The organism is Allobosea lupini (assembly GCF_900109525.1).
In the GTDB taxonomy this organism is placed as follows: domain Bacteria; phylum Pseudomonadota; class Alphaproteobacteria; order Rhizobiales; family Beijerinckiaceae; genus Allobosea; species Allobosea lupini.
In genome coordinates this window covers 347,037-368,617 of record NZ_FOAN01000002.1, presented here as the reverse complement: position 1 = coordinate 368,617, position 21,581 = coordinate 347,037, and the positions used below count along the sequence as shown (strand labels likewise).

The following is a 21,581-nucleotide window of genomic DNA, read 5'->3' as shown; positions in this document are numbered from 1 at the left end:
CCTCGACGTGGCGCTGTGGCCGCTCAGGGCGTCGCGACATAGCCGTCGCGGCGCGGATCGCAGGCACCGGTCAGCCGCCCGCTCGCTGGATCGCGCGACACCGCCTGCATGCCGCCGACACGCATCGTCCAGCCGCCTTCATTGGCGAAGATGCCGTGCCCACGCTCGGCCAGCGCCGCGATCGTCCCGGCAGGAATGCGGTTTTCGACTTCGACCTCGCGGCCATCCCAGAGCCGGGCGCGCGGGGCCTCGATCGCATGCTGCAGCGGCAGCCCGAAATCGACATGCTGGACCATGGCCTGCACCTGCGTCTGCATGATGCCGTAGCTGCCGGGCGTGCCCAGCGCGAGGACCGGCGCACCGTCCTTGGTCGAGAGCGTCGGCGACATGCACATCGGCAGTTCCGAGCCGGGCAGCGAGCGGTTCGGGCTGCCCGGCTGGACATCGGCCCAATAGAGGAAGTTGTTGAGGGTGATCCCGGTGCCCGGCACCACGACTCCGCTGCCGAACGGGCTGCCGATGCTCTGCGTCACGCAGATCAGGTTGCCCTCGCGATCGGCGATCGAGAAGGAGGTGGTGTGGCCGGGGTCTTCGCCCGCTGGCGCCTGCGGCATCCATTGCTCGGTCGGGCCGTCGATCGGCTTGCCGTCGCGCACCCGCGCCCGTAGCCGTTCGACGAAGGCGTCGGACAGGATCTCGGCGAGCTTCTCGGGATTGGGGTTGTTGTTGTTGATCCGGACGCCGGCGGCGAGGCGGATGGCGCGGTAGACGATGTCGAGATGCTCGGTGCCGTTGCGTTCGAGCTTGCCGAGGTCGAAGTCGTCGAGGATGCGCAGGGTCAAGAGGAACTGGAAGCCCTCGCAGGCGGGCGGCGGCACATGCACCTGCCGGCCGCGATAGTCGGCGGCGAGCGGCTCGCGCCAGCGCGGGGCGACCTTGGCGAGATCGGACATGGTGAGCGTGCCGCCCTGCGCCTTGAGATGGCTTGTGATCGTCTCGCCGAGCGCGCCCCGATAGAGATGATCGGGGCCCTTGGCGGCGATGTCGCGCAGGGTCGCGGCCAGCTCGGGCTGGCGCAGGATCTGCCCGAGCGTGACGCTCGTCCCACCGTCGCGCAGATAGTTTCGCGCCCAGTTCTCGTAGAGATCGGGCCGTTCGCGCAGCAGGGGCGCCTGCTCGTTGAACTCGATCACGCCGAACTCGGCGATCGGGAAGCCGTCCTGCGCGAGCGCGATCGCCGGCGCCAAGATCTGCTCCAGCGAAAGGCGGCCATAGGCGCGGTTGAGCTCGCACCAGCCGGCGAGGTTGCCGGGCGGAGCGACGGCGAGCGCCCCGCGCTCGAGCTCGGAGCGCTGCGTGAAGCGTTCGAGCGGGAAGCTCTCCGGCACGGGCGGCACGAAATCGAGCACGCGGACGCGTTTCTCGGCAGCGACCCACATGATCGCCGACCCCATGCCGGCAAGGCTCGACATGAACGGCTCGACCACGTTGAGTGCGGACGCGACCGCGCCGACGGCATCGAAGACATTGCCACCCTGGCTGAGGATGCGCGCGCCGGCCTGCGCTGCCAGCGGGTGGGCAGCGGCGACCATGCCGTGCAGGGAGCTCATCGTCGGGCGGCGGCCATCCATGTCGTGCGTTCCCACTATTGGTCTCGTTTGGGACCAGAGTAAGCGCGCGGATATGGCCAGCGCTAGAACAGGCTGCCCTGTGCATCGTCGGGGCCGCCCCGACGGGAACGCATGGCAGGCTTGGGAGCAGGTGCCGGTTCCGAAGCAGGGTCGAACGGCTCCTGCACCGCCGGGCCGTCATTGGCGACCTTGTTCACGCCTGCGCCGAGTCGGAACATCTCGAAGAAATCGTCTGGTGGCGGGCGCATCAGGCTCTGCACGGCGGCAGGCTCCGCCGAAGGATCGAGCCAGGCATCAAACGCTTCGGGCGGCACGACGACCGGCGAGCGGTGATGGATCGCCGCCATCTGCCCGTTCGCCGGGCCAGTGACGATCGCGACCGTGTCGATCTCGGAGCCGTCCTGGCTGTGCCAGGTCTCCCACAGCGCCGCGAAGGCGAAGATGCCGCGATCCGGCCTGCGGAAGAGATAGGGCCTGTTCTCCTGCTGGCGGCCCTCGCCGAGGCGGTGCCATTCATAGAAGCCGTCGGCCGGCATCAGGCAGCGCCGGCGGGTGAGGGCGGCGCGGAAGGACGGTTTTTCGCTGGCACTCTCGCTGCGGACATTGATGACCAGAGGGTAGTCCTTGGGATCCTTGACCCAGCCGGGAATGAAGCCCCAGCGCATCAGGATGAACTGGCGCCGGCCCTCGTCGAGACGCACCACCGGCACCGGCTGCGTCGGCGCGATATTGTAGCGCGGCGGGAAGTTCGGCTGCTCGCGATAGGCGAAGGCTTCGCGCATCGCCTCCGGCGGCAGGGTAACGGCATAGCGACCACACATCCTCCGGTGTGTTCCGCCTTATCGTGACCGGATCAAGACTTTGTTTGCGGTTGGCACAGCATAGTCGCGGTGCTTCCGGGGCCTCTTCATGTCTGCTTCCGCCACCGAGACATCACCGACTGCGGTGAGCGGAGCTGCTCCGCAACTCTCGACCGACTACCTCAACCGGCACAGCGAGGCGCTGATGCTGCTGGAGATGGTGCCGATCGACCGCGAGATCGTCGGCGACCTCAAGGCCTGGCGCGCCCTCGGCTATGTCGAGCATTTCGCGGCCTCGCCGTTGCGCTGTGCAGGCGAGGCCATGGCGGCCTATCGCGGGCTCGATCAGAGCCATGCCCGCAGCTTCGATGCGCTCTGCGCCGCCATGGACCGCCTGATCTACACGGCGACGGCGCTGCTCGACGAGATGCCGGCGGAGGAGGATCCGGGGCTGATCGTCGACGTCGCCAGCCTGTCGCTGCGCCGCCTGATCGCCCGCGCCACCGCCTTCATCAACGCCAATGGCCAGGGCGAGGCGGCCTATATCGATCCAAATGCGGTACAGGCCGATATCGACGCCGTGATGGCGAGCTAAGCCTTTCGCTCGCCGCCAAGCAGGAATTCGCGGTTGCCGTCGCCGCCCTCGATCGGGGAGGGGATGAGTCCTGCAATGGCGAAGCCGAGGCCGGCGGCAGCGTCTGCGATCTCCATGCAGATCTGTTGCTGCAGTGCTTCGTCGCGCAGCACGCCCTTCTTCAGCGCCGAACGCTTCGTCTCGAATTGCGGCTTCACCAGCGCGACCAGCCGCGCCTCCGCGGCGAGCAGCGGCGCCACCGCCGGCAGCACGAGCTTCAGCGAGATGAAGCTGACATCGATCACCGCGAGCGCCGGTGCCTGTCCAAACAGGCCAGGATCGAGCGTGCGGATATCCTGGCTCTCCAGGCTGGTCAGGCGCGGATGGCCGTGCAGGCTCTCGTGCAGCTGCGCCTGGCCGACATCGACGGCATAGACATGCGCGGCTCCGCGCCGGAGCAGCACGTCGCTGAAGCCGCCGGTCGAAGCGCCGACATCGAGGCAGGTCAGTCCGTTGGGATCGAAGCCGAAGGCATCGAGCGCTGCGGCGAGCTTCACCCCGCCGCGTGAGACGTAAGGATGCGCCGCCTGCGCTTCGATTGCGGCCGTGTCGGGGACAGTCTCCGAAGCCTTTCGCAGCACGACACCGTCGGCGCGGACCAGGCCGGCGGCGATGGCGGCCTGCGCCCGCGCCCGGCTTTCGAACAGGCCGCGCTCGACCAGCAGCAGGTCGGCGCGCACCCGGCGTGGCAGGCCGGTGGTCACGGGTTCAGGCGCGGCGAATGACGCTGGCGGGGCCGAGCGCCTGTTCGACGGTGCGCACGATGCCCGCCGCATCGAGCCCGGCCTCGGCGTACATCGCCTCGGGTTTGTTGTGGTCCTGGAAGATGTCGGGCAGCACCAGGCTGCGGATCTTCAGGCCGCGATCGAGCGCGCCCTCGCGTGCCAGCAATTGCAGGACGTGGCTGCCGAAGCCGCCGACCGAGCCTTCCTCGACGGTGACCAGCACCTCGTGCTCCCTGGCGAGGCGCAGGATCAGCTCCTCGTCGAGCGGCTTGGCGAAGCGGGCATCGGCGACCGTCGTCGAAAGTCCGCGCTGGCCGAGCTGGTCGGCGGCGGACAGGCATTCGGCAAGGCGCGTGCCGAGCGAGAGCAGGGCGACCTGCGTCCCCTCCCTGACGATCCGGCCCTTGCCGATCGCGAGCGGGACGCCATGCTGCGGCAGCTCGACGCCGACGCCTTCGCCACGCGGATAGCGGAAGGCGATCGGCCCCTCGTCATAGGCGGCCGCGGTCGCGACCATGTGGGTCAGCTCGGCCTCGTCCGCCGCCGCCATCACCACCATGTCGGGCAGGCAGGCGAGATAGGCGATGTCGAAGGCGCCGGCATGGGTCGCGCCGTCGGCGCCGACCAGGCCGGCCCGGTCGAGCGCGAAGCGCACCGGCAGCTTCTGGATGGCGACGTCGTGCACGACCTGGTCATAGGCACGCTGCAGGAAGGTCGAGTATATCGCGCAGAAAGGCTTGAACCCTTCCGTCGCAAGGCCGGCGGCGAAGGTCACCGCATGCTGTTCGGCGATGCCGACATCGAAGGTGCGGCCAGGGAACTCGTTGCCGAAGGCGTCGAGCCCGGTGCCGGACGGCATGGCGGCGGTGACGGCGACGATCTTGTCGTCCTCGCGCGCCGCCTTGATCAGGGCGTTGGCGAAGACATTGGTGTAGCTCGGCGCATTCGCCGGCGCCTTGGCCTGCAGGCCGGTCACGGGATCGAACTTGACGACGCCATGATATTTGTCGGCGCTGGCCTCGGCCGGGGCATAGCCCTTGCCCTTCTGCGTCACGACATGGACGAGGATCGGCCCGGTCTGCGCATCGCGGACATTGCGCAGCACGGGCAGCAGATGGTCGAGATTGTGCCCGTCGATCGGGCCGACATAGTAGAAGCCGAGCTCCTCGAAGAGGGTGCCGCCGGTCCAGAAGCCGCGGGCATATTCCTCGGTACGCTTAGCTTTCTCATGGAAGAAGCGCGGCAGCCTCTCGGCGAGGTATTTGGCGACCTCGCGCAGCGAACGATAGGTCCGGCCCGAGACGAGGCGAGCAAGATAGGCCGACATCGCCCCGACCGGCGGCGCGATCGACATGTCGTTGTCGTTGAGGATGACGATCAGCCGCGAGCCCGTCGCCCCGGCATTGTTCATCGCTTCATAGGCCATGCCGGCCGACATGGCGCCGTCGCCGATCACGGCGATGACGTTGTTCTTGCCTCCGGCGAGATCGCGTCCGACTGCCATGCCGAGCCCGGCCGAGATCGAGGTCGAGGAATGGGCGGCGCCGAACGGATCGTATTCGCTCTCCGCGCGCTTGGTGAAGCCGGAGAGCCCGCCCGGCTGGCGCAAGGTGCGGATCTCGGCGCGCCGGCCGGTCAGGATCTTGTGCGGATAGGCCTGGTGGCCGACATCCCAGATCAACCGGTCCCGCGGCGTGTCGAAGACATGATGCAGCGCGACGGTGAGCTCGACCACGCCGAGCCCGGCACCGAGATGGCCGCCGGTGACCGAGACGGCGTCGATCGTCTCGGCCCTGAGCTCGTCGGCTAGCTGGCGCAACTGCGCATCGTCGAGCCGGCGCAATGCGGCCGGATCGGGCACCTTGTCGAGGAGCGGCGTGTTGGGGCGAGGCACGAGGCTGTCGGATCCTTCCCTGGGATGATCTGGAAATAGAGCCTGAGTGGCGCGCTGGCAAACCGGAGTTGGAAATCCGGCCGTCATCAGCGCGAGCGCCCTGCCTTCCCACGAAACGGGTGGCTCCCATGCCGGCAAGGCATTTTGGTGACCTCACAACCGCTTCCGAGGACACTAACGTCATGCAACCGGCCGATATCACGCCATTGCCGACGGCATTTCGCCGCATCGGCTGGTCCAATCTCTTTGCCCAGTTCTCGGAGCAGATCGCCTTGGCCGCGGCGCCTTTGGCCGCCGTTCTGCTGCTCGCGGCGGGGCCGGCCGAGACCGGCTGGCTGCAGACGGCGCAGACCTTGCCCTTTCTGCTGCTGTCGATTCCGGCCGGCCTGATGGTCGATCGCGCCTCGCGGCGGCGGCTCATGGTCGGCACGGAGGTATTGCGCGCGGTTTCGCTGCTGGCGATCCCGCTGCTGCTCGCTCTGGGCAGTCTCGACCTGACCTGGCTCGGCGTCCTCGGTGCGCTCGGCGCCGTCGGCACCGTCTGCTACAGCGTCGCCGCCCCGGCATTCGTCCCCTCGGTGGTGCCGCGCGCGCGGCTCGCCGACGCCAATCGCTGGTTGGAGCTGGCGCGCAGCGCCGCCTATGCCGGCGGTCCGGCGCTCGGCGGGGCGCTTGTCGGCTGGATCGGCATCTCGAGTGCCTATGGCCTTGCTGCCGGGCTCTCCATCTTCGCCGCGCTCCTGCTGGCCGGCCTGCCGAAGGACGAGGCACCGTCCGGCCCGCGGCGCGACCTGCTGCATGATCTCAAGGAAGGCGCGCGTTTCGTCGCCGGCCATGATCTGCTCAGGCCGATCCTGATGACGGCGGTGTTCTTCAACGTCTCCTGGTTCATCTTCCAGGCAGTCTATGTCGCCTATGCCGTCCAGAATCTCGGCCTCAGCGCGACGCAGGTCGGCATCACCCTGGGCATCTACGGCGCGGGTATGATCGTCGGCGCCGCATGCGCGTCCCAGGTCGCCCGGCGGGTCTCCTTCGGTACATTGATCCTGCTTGGGCCGTTCGCCGGCCTCTGTGCAGCCGGCGTGATGCTCGCGACGCTCTGGTTTCCCTCCATCTATCTGGTCGCGGCGAGCTTCTTCCTGTTCGGCGTCGGGCCGATCATCTGGTCGATCTCGACGATGACCCTGCGCCAGGCGGTCACGCCGAATGCGATGCTTGGCCGCGTCTCCGCGCTGATCATGACCGCGACCTTCGGCGCGCGCCCGGTCGGCGCCGCGATCGGCGCTACCGTGGCAACGCATCTCGGCATCGCCGCGTGCCTGCAACTGGCGACCGCCGGCTTCCTCATCCAGCTTCTCCTCATCGGCTTTTCACGGGTGCCGCGCTTGCGCGACGTCTCAGAGCTCGCCTGAGAAGGCGGGCTCAACCTCGGCCAGAGGCTGGCGTCGGCCGCGTCGCCAGCAGGACGCCAGCGACGATGAACGCGATCGAGATACCCTCTGCCGCTGTGGGGATTTCGCCAAGGACGATGATGGCGAGCAGCGAGGCGATGACCGGCACCAGCGCGATCATCGCCGCGGCTGCCGAAGCGCCGAGCAGCGTCACGGCGCGGTTGAAACTGATCAGCGCGACGATGCTCATCAACACGCCTTGATAGACGCCCTGGACTGCGATCTCGGCTGTCGGCGCCTGCCCGAGATGGCCGATGCCGAGGACGACATAGAGCGGAACGAAGATCAGGCCCGACCAGAAGCAGATCAGCGCCGCTGACTGCATCGGGTTGAGGCCGCTGCCGCGCAAGAGCAGCGTGTAACCGGCCCACATCGCCGCTGCCAGCGCCAGAAACCCGAGTCCGAGCAGGCTCGGCGCCACCCCGCCGCTGGATGCCGAGACGACCAGGCCGCAGAGTCCGGCGGCAATGGCGGCATAGCCGGCGAGCCTGGCCCTGCCGGGAGGCTGGCGCAGCAGCAGCCAGCCAAGCAGCCCGGCGAAGACCGGCATCAGGGTCGGCGTCACCGAGGCGGCGCGCCCGGCCGAGGTCATCTGCACGCCGAGCGCGACCATGGCCGCGAAGGGAGCGCCCCAGAGGACGCTGAAGATGAAGCCGTTGCGCCAGGCCTTTGGCGGCAGATCGCGCAGCAGCACCGGTGCCAGCAGGATCGCACCGATGCCGTAGCGCAGCGCGGTCAGGTCCCAGACGTTCAGGCTGCGGGTCACGCTGAAGCGCGTGACCACAAACCAGCCGGCGAAGATCGAGACCGTCAGCACCGCCCAGAGAAAGCCGATCAGCCGTTTGCGTGACGAACGCGCGCCATCCGAAGCATCCGGCGCGCCGTCCGGAGGGCGATCGGGAGATTCGGCCGGCATGTCGGTACGTTCAGCGCTCCGGCAGCGGAATGAACTCCTCCTCGTCGCCGGGGACGGTGTCGAAGCGGCCGGTCTTCCATTCCTGCTTGGCCTGGTCGATCCGCTCCTTCGATGAGGAGACGAAGTTCCACCAGATATGGCGCGGGCCGTCCATCGGCTCGCCGCCGATCAGCATCAGCCGGCTCTGGTCGACGGCGAGGATGGAGATCCGGTCGCCCGGCTTGAAGATCAGGAGCTGGCCGGCGCCGAACTCGTCGCCGGCGATGTCGATCTTGCCGGTGACGATATAGACGGCACGCTCGTGATAGTCGGGATCGAGCGGCAGGATCGCGCCCGGCGCCAGCACGGCCTCGGCGTAGAGCGTGTCCCAGGGGAATTTCACTGGAGAAGTCTCGCCGAAGGCCGAGCCCATGATCAGGCTGACGCGTTTTCCCTCTCCGACGATGCGCGGCAGCTCGGGCGCGGCATGATGGATGAATTCCGGCGCGATCTCCTCATGCGTCTTCGGCAGAGCGAGCCAGGTCTGGATGCCATAGAGCTTGGGCGCCTTAACGCGCTCTTCCGGCGCGGTACGCTCTGAATGGACGATGCCGCGCCCCGCCGTCATCAGATTGACCGCGCCCGGCCGGATCGGCAGCGCCGTGCCGAGCGAATCGCGATGCATGATCTCGCCGTCGAAGAGATAGGTGACGGTGGAGAGCCCGATATGCGGATGCGGGCGCACGTCGATGCCTTCGCCGAGCAGGAACTCGGCCGGGCCCATCTGGTCGAAGAAGATGAAGGGGCCGACCATCTTGCGCCCGATCGAGGGCAAGGCGCGGCGGACGGAGAAGCCGCCGAGATCATGCGCGCGCGGCACGATGACCTGCTCGAGCGCTTCGCAGGAGCGTGTATCGCCCGCGACAGGGTCATGATCGGGCAGCTGCGACATGGCGATGTCCTCCTGTGAAGGAAGGGAGACTGGCCCCGGATGCTGTGTACGGCAAGGGCACAGCCGGCCGCACGGGCTCGACGCCGATGCTGCGGGAAATTATCGATAATGCATGGCCAAAGAGAAATCAGAGACCCTGCCGGTCCGCATCAGCCGCATCCTCGCCGAGCGGATCATCTCCGGGCAGATCGAGCCGGGCGCGCGGCTGCGGCAGGACCATGTCGCGGTCGAGTTCGGCGCCAGCCATGTCCCGGTGCGCGAGGCCTTCCAGCGGCTGGAAGCACAGGGGCTCGCCGTCAGCGAGCCGCGTCGCGGCGTGCGCGTCGCCGCCTTCGACCTGCGTGAGGTCCGCGAGGTCGCCGAGATGCGTGCGGCGCTGGAGGTTCTGGCGCTGCGCCATGCCGGTCCGCATCTGACGCGCGCCATCCTCGACGAGGCCGAGGAAGCGACCCGCGCCGGCGATAATTCTCCGGATGTCCGCGCCTGGGAGGAGGCGAACCGGCGCTTCCACCGTTTGATCGTGACGCCCTGCGCCATGCCGCGCCTGCTTGCGGCGATCGACGACCTCCATGCCGCCAGCGCGCGTTTCCTGTTCTCGGCCTGGCGCTCGGACTGGGAGGCGCGCACCGACCACGACCACCGCGCCATCCTCGCCGCGTTGCGCGCCGGGCAGGTGGATGAGGCGGCAGCCATCCTCGCCCGCCATGTCCAGTGGATCGGCTCCAAGCCGGTGCGGACCGCCGCCGGCGGGACGCGGGACGTCTTTGCGATCCAGGGCTGAGGCCGGCTCGTCTGTCGGCGGGCAGGATCGCAGCGGAGTTGTGCAGCGATGCGCTCACGGATGAGCGCGCCGGACGCGCTTGCATTCCTGGAGCGGCTGTGGACTCTACGATAGATCAAGCTACAAAATTATCTATAATTATGGAATCGATGGAGACGATCTCGTGAGTGACCTCAGCTACGTTCCGCCTGTCCGCTTCAGCCCGCTCGGGCTGCAGGCGCGTCCGGTCCATATCAAGGCCGCCGCCGTCCTGCTCGGTACGCTCGTCCTGGCGATCGCCTCGCAGATCAGCGTGCCGATGCTGCCGGTCCCGATGACCATGCAGACGCTGGCGGTGATCCTGATCGGCGCGCTCTATGGCTGGCGGCTCGGCGCGCTCACCATCCTCGCCTGGCTCGGCGAGGCGGCGCTCGGCCTGCCCGTGCTCACCAATGGCAGCGGCGGCCTCGCCCCCTTCATGGGCCCGACCGCGGGATACCTTGCTTCTTTCCCCTTCGTCGCCGCACTGGTCGGCTGGCTTGCCGAGCGCGGCTGGAATGGCAACCGGCCGGCTTTCGCCTTCGCCGCGATGCTGCTCGGCCACGCGCTCTGCCTGCTGTTCGGCGGCCTCTGGCTCTCCACCCTGATCGGTGCGGAGAAGGCCATGCTCGTCGGTGTCGTGCCCTTCCTGCTCGGCTCGCTGGTCAAGTCGGGCTTGGGCGCCGCGATTCTGATGGCGCTCGTCCGCACGAACAAGGCCAAACGGGCCTAAGCTGACGCGATCCCGGCCGATCAAGCGTCCTGTCGCGCTTCGAGCCGGGCAAGCCGCGCGACATAGTGCGCGGCTGCCGCCGCCAGCGCCTCGGCGTCGGCCCGGCGCGCATTATAGATCAGGAACGGCTCCTGCCAGGCGAGGGCGCAGCGATGCGCCGTCGCCTGCAGCGGTTTCAGCAGCTCGCGCAGCGAGAACAGGTTGGCCCCGCTCGGCGTGTAGGCCTCGGGAACGTTACCGGCGGTCGCGGCGACCATGAGGGGCCGGCCGGCGAGCCTGGCGCCCTCAGCCTCGTAGTGGATGTAGAACATCCGGGTCAGCACCGCGTCCTGCCAGGCCTTGAGCAGCGGCGGCGTCGAATACCATTGCACCGGGAACTGCAGCACGATGCGCTCGGCGGACAGCAGCCGCGCGACCTCCACGTCACCGTCGATCCGCCCATCCGGATAGATCGCCTGCATGTCGATGACCTCCGTGCCCGGGCAGCTCCGCGCGGCCTCCGCCAATGCCCGGTTGGCGCGCGAGCTCTGATAATCGGGGTGGAAGAGCAGGATCAGCGTCTGCGTCATGGCGATCTCCTTCGGTTCGAAAGCAGGATGTCGCTGACCAAGAAATTACTCCAACGGATGATCGATATATCATATTATCGATATCATGAATTTACGGGCGATCGATCTCAACCTGCTCGTCATCCTCGACGCCTTGCTCGACGAGGCGCATGTCTCGCGCGCCGCCGAGCGGGTCGGCCTCTCGCAACCGGCTGCCTCCAGCGCCCTCGAACGCTGCCGCCATCTCTTTGGCGATCCGCTGTTGCTGCGGGGCAGGGGGCGGATGCGCCTGACCGCGAAGGCGCAGGCCCTGCAGCAGCCCTTGCGCGATATTCTCGGACAGGTAAGCGCGCTACTTGACGCGCCCGAGCCCGACCTCAAGAGCTTGGTGCGGACCGTCCGGGTCATGATGGCCGAATTGCCGCCGGCTCTGGTGACGGGCCGCGTCTATGAGCGGTTGAGACAGACCGCACCGGGCCTGACCCTCGCCATCCTGCCCTGGCAGGGTGCGCCGGCGACTCTGGAGGCCCTGGCGCAGGGGCGGGCCGACCTCGCCATTTCGGTCTTCCCGACGATCGACGCCGATTTCACCCGCCGGGGGCTGTTGCGCGAGCGTTATGTCGTGGCGATGCGCCGGGATCATCCGGCGGCAGCCGGCTTTGATCTCGACCGCTGGCTAGCCTTTCCGCATGTGCTGGTGTCCGGCCGCGGTGAGACGCATGGCCCGCTCGACGAGGCGCTCGCCCGGCTCGATCGCACGCGCCAGATCGGCCTGGTGGTGCCGAGTTTCCTCAGCGTGCCGCCCTTGCTGTTGGGCTCCGAGCTGATCGCGCTGCTGCCGAGCCGAATCTTGCCGCCGGAGGAGGCCGATCGCTTCGTCATCTTCGAGCCGCCGGTCCCAGTCGAGGGCTTTCCGCTGCATCTTGCCTGGCATCGGCGCAGCGAGCGTGATCCGGCCGTGCAGCACATTGCTCGACTGATCGAAGCCGTGCTCGGCGAAGCCGCTGCGGTCAGTCCGCCGGCCTGATGCTCGTCATGATGGCGCGGCCGGCCTGGTGACGCTCGCTACCGGTCTCGCAGGTCTTGCAGATCACGCCGAGATAGCGCCCGTCGATCACCGTCTCGGCGAACAGCCCGGACTTGTAGTTGTGGCGGGCGTCGGTCTCGATCATCCACCAGTCGCGCGTCCCGAGTGATACGCGCCCGAGTGGCTGCAGCACCTGCGCATCCTTGCTCGTGCTGCGCAAGACCGCGCGGATGCGGAAATAGCGGTCCATCGGTGCAGCATAGAGCGAGGCGAGCCGGGCGGCGTCATCGGCGCCCTCGACGGGCTGAGGCCGCATCAGGATCGTGCAGGTCTCCTGCGTGCGCTTGCAGGCCTCCGCCTCGCACACGAGCTGGACGCGGGTGCGCCCATCCTTGCCGGTCTCGCCTTCGGCGGTGCCGTCGATCCGCCAACCCTGCGGCAGGTCGAGCATCAGGCCATCCGGCAGTGGCAGGGGCTCTGCGCTCGCGGGGCTGGCCAGCAGCGCGCTGCCCAGCAGGGCGATGCAAAGCGCAATATCGCGGCTTCCGGTCATGCAGTGCCTCCGGCGCGGCCGATATGCGTGGCCGCCAGCCGATCGAAGAGCTGCATCTGGTCGGAATTGAGGACGCGCGCCGGCAGCAGCAGTGGATCGCCGCGGCGCAGAACGACGAAGATGTGGTCGCCGCGCCGCTCGATGCCCGTGAACGCCGCCCAGTCATAACAGCTCTCGATGCCGCGTTGCCGGCTCCTGATACTCTCCGGCGAGATCAGGACCCGGACCTCATCGTCGCTGGCCCGTCGATGCAGGGTCTTGCCGAGGCTTTTGGCATTGAGGCGCATGAACAAAGGCGTCGCGACATGGCCGACCAGGACCAGGCCGCAGAGCCCGGCCGTGATCGGCCAGAACGTCTTCACCGCCATCTCGGCGAAAAGCGGCAGGGCGAATTCGAAGGGCACGCGATCGGGATCGATGCTCCACAGCAACAGCATGACCGCCGGCACCAGCAGCAGCGCGAAGACGAGGCCGAATGCCGTCCGGCGCAGCAGGCGGCTGCGCGGCCAGAACCGCTCCTGCTGGCGGAGGGCCATCGCCGTGCGATCCTCGGGCGTCAGGCGAAAGCGCAGATCGAGAGGCGCTTCGTCGGCCGGTTCCTTTGCCGATTGCTCCGCTGCGTCGGTATCCGAAGGCTCCGCCTGGCCGATGAAGAACCCGCCCCAGTCCCGAAGATGCGCCTGCTGTTCGGCCGACAGGTCTCGCCTCGGCAGCGCGACGAGATCGTCGACCCCTTCGATCTCGATGAAGAAGTGCTCGGGACCTTCGGCCAGCTGGCGCAGGCGGCAGGCCGGGATATGGCTGCGATGGTGCGGCTCGCTGCTGTCGAGGCCGGCTTCATGAAAGCCATAGCTGCAAGGCGTCGCGGTCGTGAGGCCCTCGTTCCGATACCAGCGCCGCAGGCGACGGCGCGTGGAAAGGCCGAAGAACGCGTAGGCCATGACGCCCGCCAGGGCGAAAATCGCCAGGAGGATACCGGTCGGACCGAGCAGTGCGTCGAGGAAATTGCGGCCCATCAGGGCGTAGTCGCCGCGGCCGCTCCCACCCCAGGAGGTCGAGAGCTGCCCGAGGACGATCAGGAGCAGCGCGATGCCGGTGATGATCAGGACGTTGCGGCGCCGCGTCGCGATCAGGTCGCGGTAGAGATGCATCGCGGCTGCGACGCGGTCCTCGCCGGTCAGCGAGATCGCAAGCTCGAACGGCGGCGGGGCCGTGAGCGGCCTGCTCGCTACGGAGGGCGTAGTCCGCATCTCGCGGCGCGCCAGCTGCGCTCCTAGTTCCCGACGTCGAGCGGCTGGGTGCCGGTCGGCTTGCCGTCGGCGCCAAGCGTGATCTTCTCGATTCGGGCTTCAGCCTGCTTCAGCAGCGTATCGCAGCGCGCCTTCAGCGCTTCGCCGCGAGTGTAGATGTCGATCGATTCTTCCAGCGCGACGTCGCCGCGTTCGAGCCGGGCGACGATGGCTTCCAGCTCCTTCAGGGCCGCCTCGAAGGGCAGGCCGGCGACATCGGCATTGGTCTTGGCGTCGGTCACGGGCGCGATTCCTGTTGGGGGCTCGTTATCGACTGTGATGCCTGCTCCCGCAACCCTTTCGGGGCAGCAACCGCCAAGGCCGTCATCGCTCCTCAGAGCGTCACCGCAAATGAACGCAACGATTCGAAGGGCTCTTCGACTGCTAAAGAAGCGCAGGTCGTCCCGGGCGACCGCAGGGAGACCCGGGACCCATTCCGGAACTTTTATCGGTGAGGCTCAGGAATGGGTCCCGGATCTGCGCTTCGCTCCGTCCGGGATGACCGCGTCATGGATATCGAAGCCTGCCCCCTGAAAACCTGCGCATCATTTTGCCTCACATCGGCAGGGCCGAGGTCTTCTTGATCGTGCGCAGCGTCAGCGTCGACTGCACCCGGGTAACGCCGGGCAATTGCGTGATAATGTCGGTGTGGATGCGCTCGAAATCGGCGCTGTCGCGATAGATCACCCGCATCAGGTAATCATGCGCGCCGGCGAGCAGATGGCATTCGAGGATCTCCGGCAGGTCCTGCACCGCCTTCTCGAAGCTCTCCAGCGAGGCGCGGCCCTGCTGGTCGAGCGTGACGAAGACGAAGGCGGTGCCGGGGAAGCCGGCGATGCGCTCGTCGAGCATCATCACATAGCCGCGGATCAGCCCGCTCTCCTCGAGCTGGCGCACGCGGCGCAGGCAGGCGGAGGGCGAGAGGTGGACCTTGTCGGCGAGGTCCGAATTGGTGATCCGGCCATCCTTCTGGAGGATGCGCAGGATCGTCTTGTCGCGGGAATCGAGTTCGATCTGCATCGCTGGAGCGTCGTCCCGTGGGCCGGTACCGTCTGACGCGGTCACCGGAAAGCGCAGATGCTTCTGCGCAAAAAGCGCAGTTGGCAAGCATGATCTTGCGCGTGATCTCGCCAAATCCGCATGGCGGCGCTGTCGCGGCGTCTGAAGCCGCAGGATCGTGCGGCGCAGCATTCGCATTTTTCCTGCCTGGATCGCGGTGATGCGGCGCGTTCGAAACCACTGGAATGGCGGGTCTGGCCGTGGCGGCAAAATAGTTTACAACTGAACTATTCTATCCGGGACGCCGTCATGAATCTCTGGTTCCGCCTGATCTGGCTGCTGCTGACGCGGCCCTTCCAGCCGAAGCTGAAACCGCCCTTCGAGGCCTCGATCCTGCCTTTCCGGGTCTGGCCCCATGATCTCGATACCAGCCTGCATATGAACAATGCGCGCTATTGGGGGCTGATGGATCTCGGCCGCACGGACCTGATGTTGCGCAGCGGCCTGTGGCGCGCGGTCCTGCGCCATGGCTGGGTGCCGGTGGTCAATTGCGGCACGATCCGTTTCCGCCGCGAGGTTCGCCTGTTTCGCGCCCTCCGGCTGGAGACGCGATTGCTCTGCTGGAGCGAGGGCTGGGTCGTGATCCAGCACCGTGTCCTGGCGGACGGGCGCGACGGCAGCGAGATCGTCGCCGCGGTCGCGCTCGTGCGGGCGGCGCTCTACGACCGCAAGGGCAGAGCCTATGTGCCGGCCGAGCGCCTCTTCGCCGAGATGGGCGTCACTGCCCAAAGCCCGGAGCCGAGCCCGGAGGTTGCCGCCTTCCTTGCGGCCGAGGAGGCGCTGCGGCAGGCCGGGGGCTCAACCGGACAGACGCCGGCCGAGCCTGTGCCAGAGTGAGGCGAAGGCCGCCAGCGCCAGCGCGCCAGGCAGGACGACGAGCACAAGGAAGTCGAAGCCGAGCTGCTGGTCGACGATCAGCAGGGGATCGATGCCCGCCGGTGGATGCATCGTCCGGGTGACGTGCATCAGGAAGGCGGAGAGGCCGACGGAAATGGCGATAGCAAGGCTCGAATGCCCTGCCACCGATAGCACGGCGTAGCCTGCCAGGCTGGCGACGAGGTGTCCGCCGATCAGGGCGCGAGGTCTGGCCGGCGCCGCGTCCGGCAGCGACAGCACCAACACGATCGATGTGACGAAAGGAATGAGACCGAGCGGCCGCCCGGCCATGGCGGCAGCCTGTTCCATCGCAGCGATGGCAAGGGTCGTCCCGGCGCCCGCCAGCAAGCCGAAGGGCAGCGTGCGCCGCAGAGCGGTGAGAAGGGATTCCATCGCTGTCAGATCACTCCGCCGCCAGCCTTGTCGCGCGCCATTGCGCCAGCAGCGCCCGCAGCGCGCCTGGCTTGAGCGGCTTGTTCAGCACATGGATGTCGAGCGCTGCCGCCTCCTCGCGCACCTCCGGCGAGCGGTCCGCCGTCAACAGGATCGCCGGCAGCCCGCCGACGCTTTGTCGCAGCGCCGAGATCACTGCGATCCCGTTTTCGCCATGGTCGAGATGGTAGTCGGCGATCAGCACATCCGGCGCGCCGGTCGTGGCGATGAGCGCCGAGGCTTCGTCGAGACCGCCTGCGGTCTCGACCTTGCAGCCCCAGCCGCCGAGCAGCAGGCGCATGCCGTCGAGAATCGTCGGCTCGTTGTCGATGGCGAGCAGCTTGAGGCCCGCGAGTTGGCTGCTGGACGGGGTGCCGCGCGCAGCCGACGCCGTCGCCATCGCCGGCAGCGGTGCGGCCCGCGGCACCAGGATCGAGAAGCGTGTGCCGCGCCCGGGCGTCGAGGCGAGAGCGAGCTTGTGGTCAAGGGTGCGCGCGATCCGCTCGACGATCGAGAGGCCGAGGCCGAGGCCGCGCGCCACCTTTGCGCCCTGGTCGAGGCGCTGGAACTCGCGGAACACGGTCTTCTGTTTGCTCGCGGGGATGCCGAGCCCCGTATCGAGCACCTCGATCGAGACTTGCCCGTCGCGCCGGCGGCAGCCGACCAGCACCTTGCCATTCGGCGTGTATTTGATCGCGTTCGAGACGAGGTTCTGCAGCAGGCGGCGCAACAGGCGCCGATCGGAGCGGACGGTCGCAGCGGTCGTCACGAAGACGAGCTGGAGCCCCTTCTCCTGAGCGCTCGGCTCGAACTCGCGCTGGAGCTGGCGCATCAATTCGTCGAGGCGGAAGGCGCTGATCTCCGGCTTGAGCGCGCCGCCGTCGAGTCTCGATATCTCGAGCAGGGCGGTCAGGATCTCCTCGACCGCGTCGAGCGAGGCGTCGATGTTCTCCGCGAGATCGGGCTGCGCACTGCTGCGATCGCGCTCGACGAGGGCGGATGCGTAAAGCCGCGCGGCGTTCAGAGGCTGCAGGATGTCGTGGCTGGCGGCGGCGAGGAAGCGCGTCTTCGAGGCGTTGGCCTCGTCGGCCTCGGCCTTGGCGCGCTGCAATTCGGTGTTGACGTGCCTGATCTCCTCGGTGCGCTCGGCGACGCGCTTTTCCAGGGTCTCGTTGGTCCGCTCCAGCTCCTCCTCGGCCGCGACCGCATCGGTGATGTCGGTATAGGTCGTGACGATGCCGCCATCCGGCAGCGGGTTCGAGCGGATCTCGATGACATTCTTCGACGGGTAGAGCTTGAGGCGGACCGGTTCGCGGTCGTTGACGAAGCTCTCCAGCCGCGCCGCCATCAATTCGTCGTGCCGGCCGGCGCCATAGGCGCCGCGTTGGGCGTTGTAGCGCACGATCTCGTCGAGCCCCGTGCCGAAGCGCACCAGCGAGGGCGGCAGGTCGTAGAGCTGGATGAACGCCTTGTTCCAGGCGAGCAGCCTGAGGTCGCGGTCGAGCACGGTGATGCCCTGGCCGGCATGGTCGAGACCGTTCTGGAGGATATCGCGATTGTATTGAAGCGCCGCCGAAGCGTCGTCCAGCAGCTTGAAGGCGGCCTCTGTCGAGAGATTGCGCCGCTTCAGCAGCAGCGACAGCACGAGGCGGGAGGAGGCTGCACCGATCGCGGAGGAGAGCAGGTGCTCGCCGAAGCGCAGCATGTGGATGTCGGCCTCGCGCGTGCCGGTCAGCACCTCGCCGCGCGAATGGGCGAAGCCTTCGAAGGCGCGCTGCGTCCGTTCCTGGCCGAGATAGCGGCCGATCGTCGATTGCAGCTCGGCTTCGGTGACGCTGGAGCGCCAGAGCGAGAAGGACTGGGCCATGGTCGCCCGGTCCGACTCGACGAAGGCGTTGGCCTGCAGCCGCTCCATCGCGCTTGCCGGCCGCAGCATCGAGAAGCCGAGATAGCAGGCCAGGTTGATGCCGAGGCTCCAGAGCACGCCATGCGGCAGGGCCGGCAGCGACAGGCCGAACAGCGCCTCCGGCCGCAGGGCGGTGATGCCGAGCGGCCCGTGCGCGACGATGTCGGCCCAGTAGCCGCCCGGATTGGCAAGGCTCGGTATCAGCAGCGTGTAAAGCCATGTCAGCAGGCCGGCCGACAGGCCGGCTGCCGCGCCAAGCGCGGTGCCGCGCCGCCAGATCAGCCCGCCGAAGAAGGCCGGTGCGATCTGCGCCGTGGCGGCGAAGGAGAGCAGGCCGATCGAGACCAGCGCCGCCTCGCCGGCGGCGCGGTAATAGGCATAGCCGAGCAGGATCACGGCGACGATCGCGCCCCGCCTGATATGCACGACCTGCGAACCGAGATCGCCGCCGGTCGGGCCGCTGCGGCCCTCGCCGCCCTCGATCAGCGCCGCGGCGCGCTCGGGATCGACGCTGACGCCGCGTCCGCGCAGCAGCAGCGGCGTGACGAGATGGTTCGAGATCATGATCGCCAGCGCGACCGAGGCGACGATCACCATCGCGGTGCCCGCCGAGAGCCCGCCGATGAAGACCAAGAGGGCGATCAGGCCGGCCTGCTTCTCCAGCGGCAACAGCAGCACCGTCATGTCGCGGTCGACGCCCGAGCCGGGGAGCAGCACCTCGCCGGCGGCCGCCAGCGGCAGCACGAACAGGTTGATCAGCACGAGGTAGAGCGGGAACATCCAGGCGGCGCGGCGCACGTCGCGGACGTCGCGGTTCTCGACGATCGCCATGTGGAACTGCCGCGCCAGCAGCAGCGCGGCGCAGGAGGACAGCGCCGTCAGCGTCAGGAACATCGGCCAGCTCGATGTCCGCTCCCAGATCGGCGGCCTGTCGCCCGCGGCCTTGGCCGCCTGGGCAAAAAGATCGCCGGCCCCGTCGAACAGGCCGTAGACGACGAAGACGCCGAGCGCGAGGAACGCGACGAGCTTGACCAGCGACTCCGCCGCGATCGCCAGCACCAGCCCGTCCTGGTGCTCGGTCGCGTCGATATGGCGGGTGCCGAAGGCGCAGGCGAAGCCGGCGAGCACCAGCGCGACGAGGAAGGCAAGGTCGCTCAGCACCGGTATGTCGGTCATCGGCGGCGGCCCGCCGGCCGCGGCGAAGAACACCGAGAGCGAGTTCGCCACCGCCTTCAATTGCAGGGCGATATAGGGCAGGGCGCCGACCACCGCGACGATGCAGACCAGTGCCGCGACCCGCTCGCTCTTGCCGTAGCGGGCGCCGACGAAGTCGGCGATCGAGGTGATGTTCTGCGACTTGGCGATGGCGACGATGCGGGCGACGAAGCGGTGCCCGAGCCCGATCACCAGCGCCGGGCCGACATAGATGCCGAGGAAGTCGAAACCGGCCCGGTTGGCGAAGCCGACCGAGCCGTAGAAGGTCCAGGAGGTGCAGTAGACGCCGAGCGCCAGCGCATAGATCGTGGTCCGCGCCCGGCCGCTCATCAGCCGGCGCCCCGCCGTGTCCGCGAGATGGGCGATCGCGAACAGCACGCAGAGATAGCCGAGCGCGCTCAGGACGACGGACCAGGCCGGGAGCATCCCACCTCCTTGCAACGGCGATCGCCGGCAAATCTATCGCCGCGGCGCTGCCGCCGCCATCGGCCTTTCGGCCTGTCCTCAGGCGGCTGCCTGGACCTGCGCCAGCCGTTCCAGCCGCCGCTCGCCCCAGGCATGCATGGCGCGGACGATCTCTTCGAGCGAACGGCCTTCCTCGGTCAGGGCATAATCGACCCGCGGCGGAACCTGCGCATAGACCGTCCGCAGGACGAGTCCACACTCCTCCAGCTCGCGCAACTGCCGGGTCAGCATGCGCTGCGTCGCGCTCGGAAGCTTGCGCCGGATCTCGTTGAAGCGCAGCGTGCCGGAGAGCAGGTGGTAGACGATCACGCCCTTCCACTTGCCGTCGATCAGGTCGAGCGTCACCTCGACGGGGCAGCCGGCGGCGCAGTCGTAGCGCTTCTTCGTCTTCAACATCCGACAGTATCCATTGTGATACTACTGGTCCGATTTGTGCGTATTGCAGCTCCTGAGCCTAACAGTATGTCAGGGCCTGCAACAGGAGATTTTCCGATGAAGGCCGTCGGCTACCGCGCATCCCATCCGATCGAACATCCCGAGGCGCTGCTCGACCTCACACTCGACAAGCCGGAGGCGGCCGGCCGCGACCTGCTCGTCAGGGTCGAGGCCGTCTCGGTCAATCCGGTCGACACCAAGATGCGCCTGCGCTCGCAACCCGAGGCTGGTGGCGTGAAGGTGCTCGGCTGGGACGCCGCCGGCACTGTCGAGGCGGTCGGCCCGGATGCGACGCTGTTCAAGCCGGGTGACAAGGTCTTCTACGCCGGTGCGATCGGCCGTTCCGGTACGAATGCCGAATACCATCTGGTCGATGAGCGCATCGTCGGACGCCGGCCGGCCTCGCTCTCGGTCGCGGAGGCGGCGGCGCTGCCGCTGACCGCGATCACCGCCTGGGAGGCGCTGTTCGACCGGCTCAACATCCGCAAGCCGGTTGCTGGTGCTGCGAACGCGTTGTTGATCGTCGGCGGTGCCGGCGGCGTCGGCTCGATCGCGATCCAGCTCGCCAAACGGCTCAGCAGCGTCACGGTGATCGCGACCGCCTCGCGGCCGGAAACGCAGGACTGGGTCAGGGAGCTCGGCGCCGACCACGTCGTCGACCACACCAGGCCGTTGGCCGCTCAGGTCGCCGGGCTCGGCATCGGCGCGCCGGCCTTTGTCTTCTCGACCACGCAGACCGACCGGCATTTCGACGAGATCGTCGAACTGATCGCGCCGCAAGGCCGCTTCGGCCTGATCGACGATCCCGCGCCGATCGACGTGATGAAGCTGAAGCGCAAGAGCGTTTCGCTGCACTGGGAGCTGATGTTCACGCGCTCGCTCTTCGCCACCCCCGACATGATCGCTCAGCACGAACTGCTCAACGAAGTCGGCGCCATGGTCGATGCCGGCAAGCTCCGGACCACGCTCGGCGAGCATTTCGGCCGGATCGATGCGGCCAATCTCAGGCGCGCCCATGCCTTGCTCGAAAGCGGCAAGGCCAAGGGCAAGATCGTGCTCGAAGGCTTTTGAGGGAGGCGTTGCGGCAGGACCGGATCGCTGCCGCAACGTTCGTCGTCGCGCGATCTTCGCAGATTGGATGATTGCAGCCTGGAATCGGTCTTTTCCGTGAGAAAATGCCGAGGAAAACGGCCGGAAGCCTGCTTCCACCACGAGTGTCGCTGGTCTAGCGTGCGCGCGGGGGCGGCATTGCGCAGCGTGAT

Annotated in this window: 21 protein-coding genes; 7 read left to right on the top strand and 14 right to left on the bottom strand. The window is 67.9% G+C overall.

The window, feature by feature from the left end; translation table 11 throughout:
* Positions 1 to 23 precede the first annotated feature (23 nt).
* Positions 24 to 1,631 carry a gamma-glutamyltransferase family protein gene (locus BMZ21_RS07225; protein WP_091831336.1) on the bottom strand — a complete coding sequence of 536 codons (1,608 nt, stop codon included), beginning with the start codon at positions 1,629 to 1,631 and terminating at the stop codon, positions 24 to 26.
* A 62-nt stretch (positions 1,632 to 1,693) separates the two neighbouring features.
* The gene (locus BMZ21_RS07220; protein WP_091831334.1) at positions 1,694 to 2,452 is read right to left on the bottom strand and encodes an SOS response-associated peptidase; all 759 of its coding nucleotides are present in this window, start codon (positions 2,450 to 2,452) and stop codon (positions 1,694 to 1,696) included.
* A gap of 88 nt (positions 2,453 to 2,540) precedes the next feature.
* On the opposite strand from BMZ21_RS07220, the gene BMZ21_RS07215 reads away from it, so the two are divergent.
* Positions 2,541 to 3,026, top strand: coding sequence for a hypothetical protein (locus tag BMZ21_RS07215; protein ID WP_143079663.1), 486 nt, complete (start codon positions 2,541 to 2,543; stop codon positions 3,024 to 3,026).
* Here BMZ21_RS07215 and BMZ21_RS07210 read toward each other — a convergent pair.
* Together BMZ21_RS07210 and dxs are read right to left on the bottom strand one after the other, a co-directional pair.
* On the bottom strand, positions 3,023 to 3,769 hold the full coding sequence (locus BMZ21_RS07210) for a TlyA family RNA methyltransferase (protein WP_244543735.1): 747 nt from the start codon (positions 3,767 to 3,769) through the stop codon (positions 3,023 to 3,025). The two genes, BMZ21_RS07215 and BMZ21_RS07210, sit on opposite strands and share 4 nt — an antisense overlap.
* A 4-nt stretch (positions 3,770 to 3,773) precedes the next feature.
* On the bottom strand, positions 3,774 to 5,684 hold the full coding sequence (dxs, locus tag BMZ21_RS07205) for a 1-deoxy-D-xylulose-5-phosphate synthase (protein WP_091831328.1): 1,911 nt from the start codon (positions 5,682 to 5,684) through the stop codon (positions 3,774 to 3,776).
* A gap of 182 nt (positions 5,685 to 5,866) precedes the next feature.
* Here dxs and BMZ21_RS07200 point away from each other — a divergent pair, with 182 nt between their 5' ends.
* Positions 5,867 to 7,096 carry an MFS transporter gene (locus BMZ21_RS07200; protein ID WP_091831326.1) on the top strand — a complete coding sequence of 410 codons (1,230 nt, stop codon included), beginning with the start codon at positions 5,867 to 5,869 and terminating at the stop codon, positions 7,094 to 7,096.
* Between the two features lie 10 nt (positions 7,097 to 7,106).
* Here the strand turns inward: BMZ21_RS07200 and BMZ21_RS07195 are convergent, their stop codons facing one another.
* Both BMZ21_RS07195 and BMZ21_RS07190 read right to left on the bottom strand, forming a co-directional pair.
* The gene (locus BMZ21_RS07195; RefSeq protein ID WP_091831325.1) at positions 7,107 to 8,051 is read right to left on the bottom strand and encodes a DMT family transporter; all 945 of its coding nucleotides are present in this window, start codon (positions 8,049 to 8,051) and stop codon (positions 7,107 to 7,109) included.
* A gap of 10 nt (positions 8,052 to 8,061) precedes the next feature.
* The gene (locus BMZ21_RS07190; protein ID WP_091831323.1) at positions 8,062 to 8,982 is read right to left on the bottom strand and encodes a pirin family protein; all 921 of its coding nucleotides are present in this window, start codon (positions 8,980 to 8,982) and stop codon (positions 8,062 to 8,064) included.
* A gap of 112 nt (positions 8,983 to 9,094) precedes the next feature.
* On the opposite strand from BMZ21_RS07190, the gene BMZ21_RS07185 reads away from it, so the two are divergent.
* Together BMZ21_RS07185 and BMZ21_RS07180 are read left to right on the top strand one after the other, a co-directional pair.
* Positions 9,095 to 9,763: a GntR family transcriptional regulator gene (locus tag BMZ21_RS07185; RefSeq protein WP_091831321.1), complete on the top strand. Its 669-nt coding sequence runs from the start codon at positions 9,095 to 9,097 to the stop codon at positions 9,761 to 9,763.
* Positions 9,764 to 9,926: 163 nt separating this feature from the next.
* The gene (locus tag BMZ21_RS07180) at positions 9,927 to 10,514 is read left to right on the top strand and encodes a biotin transporter BioY (protein WP_091831319.1); all 588 of its coding nucleotides are present in this window, start codon (positions 9,927 to 9,929) and stop codon (positions 10,512 to 10,514) included.
* Positions 10,515 to 10,534: 20 nt separating this feature from the next.
* Here the strand turns inward: BMZ21_RS07180 and BMZ21_RS07175 are convergent, their stop codons facing one another.
* Positions 10,535 to 11,083, bottom strand: a complete 549-nt coding sequence (locus BMZ21_RS07175) for an NAD(P)H-dependent oxidoreductase (RefSeq protein WP_091831317.1) — start codon at positions 11,081 to 11,083, stop codon at positions 10,535 to 10,537.
* A gap of 85 nt (positions 11,084 to 11,168) precedes the next feature.
* Here BMZ21_RS07175 and BMZ21_RS07170 point away from each other — a divergent pair, with 85 nt between their 5' ends.
* Positions 11,169 to 12,089 carry a LysR family transcriptional regulator gene (locus tag BMZ21_RS07170; RefSeq protein WP_091831315.1) on the top strand — a complete coding sequence of 307 codons (921 nt, stop codon included), beginning with the start codon at positions 11,169 to 11,171 and terminating at the stop codon, positions 12,087 to 12,089.
* Here BMZ21_RS07170 and BMZ21_RS07165 read toward each other — a convergent pair.
* The 4 genes from BMZ21_RS07165 to BMZ21_RS07150 form a co-directional block, all read right to left on the bottom strand.
* Positions 12,073 to 12,642: a hypothetical protein gene (locus BMZ21_RS07165; RefSeq protein WP_091831313.1), complete on the bottom strand. Its 570-nt coding sequence runs from the start codon at positions 12,640 to 12,642 to the stop codon at positions 12,073 to 12,075. The genes BMZ21_RS07170 and BMZ21_RS07165 overlap by 17 nt on opposite strands.
* The gene (locus BMZ21_RS07160; protein ID WP_091831311.1) at positions 12,639 to 13,892 is read right to left on the bottom strand and encodes a YcxB family protein; all 1,254 of its coding nucleotides are present in this window, start codon (positions 13,890 to 13,892) and stop codon (positions 12,639 to 12,641) included. Before BMZ21_RS07160 ends, BMZ21_RS07165 begins: the two co-directional genes overlap by 4 nt.
* 23 nt (positions 13,893 to 13,915) lie before the next feature.
* A complete protein-coding gene (locus BMZ21_RS07155) occupies positions 13,916 to 14,173 on the bottom strand; it encodes an exodeoxyribonuclease VII small subunit (RefSeq protein ID WP_091831309.1) in 258 nt (85 codons plus the stop codon).
* 313 nt (positions 14,174 to 14,486) lie between these two features.
* Positions 14,487 to 14,951: an Lrp/AsnC family transcriptional regulator gene (locus tag BMZ21_RS07150; RefSeq protein WP_193219601.1), complete on the bottom strand. Its 465-nt coding sequence runs from the start codon at positions 14,949 to 14,951 to the stop codon at positions 14,487 to 14,489.
* Between the two features lie 288 nt (positions 14,952 to 15,239).
* Between BMZ21_RS07150 and BMZ21_RS07145 the strand changes: the two genes are divergently transcribed.
* On the top strand, positions 15,240 to 15,827 hold the full coding sequence (locus BMZ21_RS07145; protein ID WP_091831307.1) for a thioesterase family protein: 588 nt from the start codon (positions 15,240 to 15,242) through the stop codon (positions 15,825 to 15,827).
* Here the strand turns inward: BMZ21_RS07145 and BMZ21_RS07140 are convergent.
* The 3 genes from BMZ21_RS07140 to BMZ21_RS07130 form a co-directional block, all read right to left on the bottom strand.
* Positions 15,789 to 16,259 (bottom strand): HPP family protein, encoded by a 471-nt coding sequence (locus BMZ21_RS07140; protein WP_091831306.1) that lies wholly within the window; start codon positions 16,257 to 16,259, stop codon positions 15,789 to 15,791. The genes BMZ21_RS07145 and BMZ21_RS07140 overlap by 39 nt on opposite strands.
* A 10-nt stretch (positions 16,260 to 16,269) precedes the next feature.
* Positions 16,270 to 19,845 (bottom strand): PAS domain-containing hybrid sensor histidine kinase/response regulator, encoded by a 3,576-nt coding sequence (locus tag BMZ21_RS07135; RefSeq protein ID WP_091831304.1) that lies wholly within the window; start codon positions 19,843 to 19,845, stop codon positions 16,270 to 16,272.
* Between the two features lie 78 nt (positions 19,846 to 19,923).
* Complete coding sequence (locus BMZ21_RS07130; protein ID WP_091831302.1) at positions 19,924 to 20,280, bottom strand: winged helix-turn-helix transcriptional regulator; 357 nt, start codon at positions 20,278 to 20,280, stop codon at positions 19,924 to 19,926.
* A 96-nt stretch (positions 20,281 to 20,376) separates the two neighbouring features.
* On the opposite strand from BMZ21_RS07130, the gene BMZ21_RS07125 reads away from it, so the two are divergent.
* Complete coding sequence (locus BMZ21_RS07125; RefSeq protein WP_091831300.1) at positions 20,377 to 21,390, top strand: zinc-binding alcohol dehydrogenase family protein; 1,014 nt, start codon at positions 20,377 to 20,379, stop codon at positions 21,388 to 21,390.
* Positions 21,391 to 21,581: the final 191 nt, after the last annotated feature.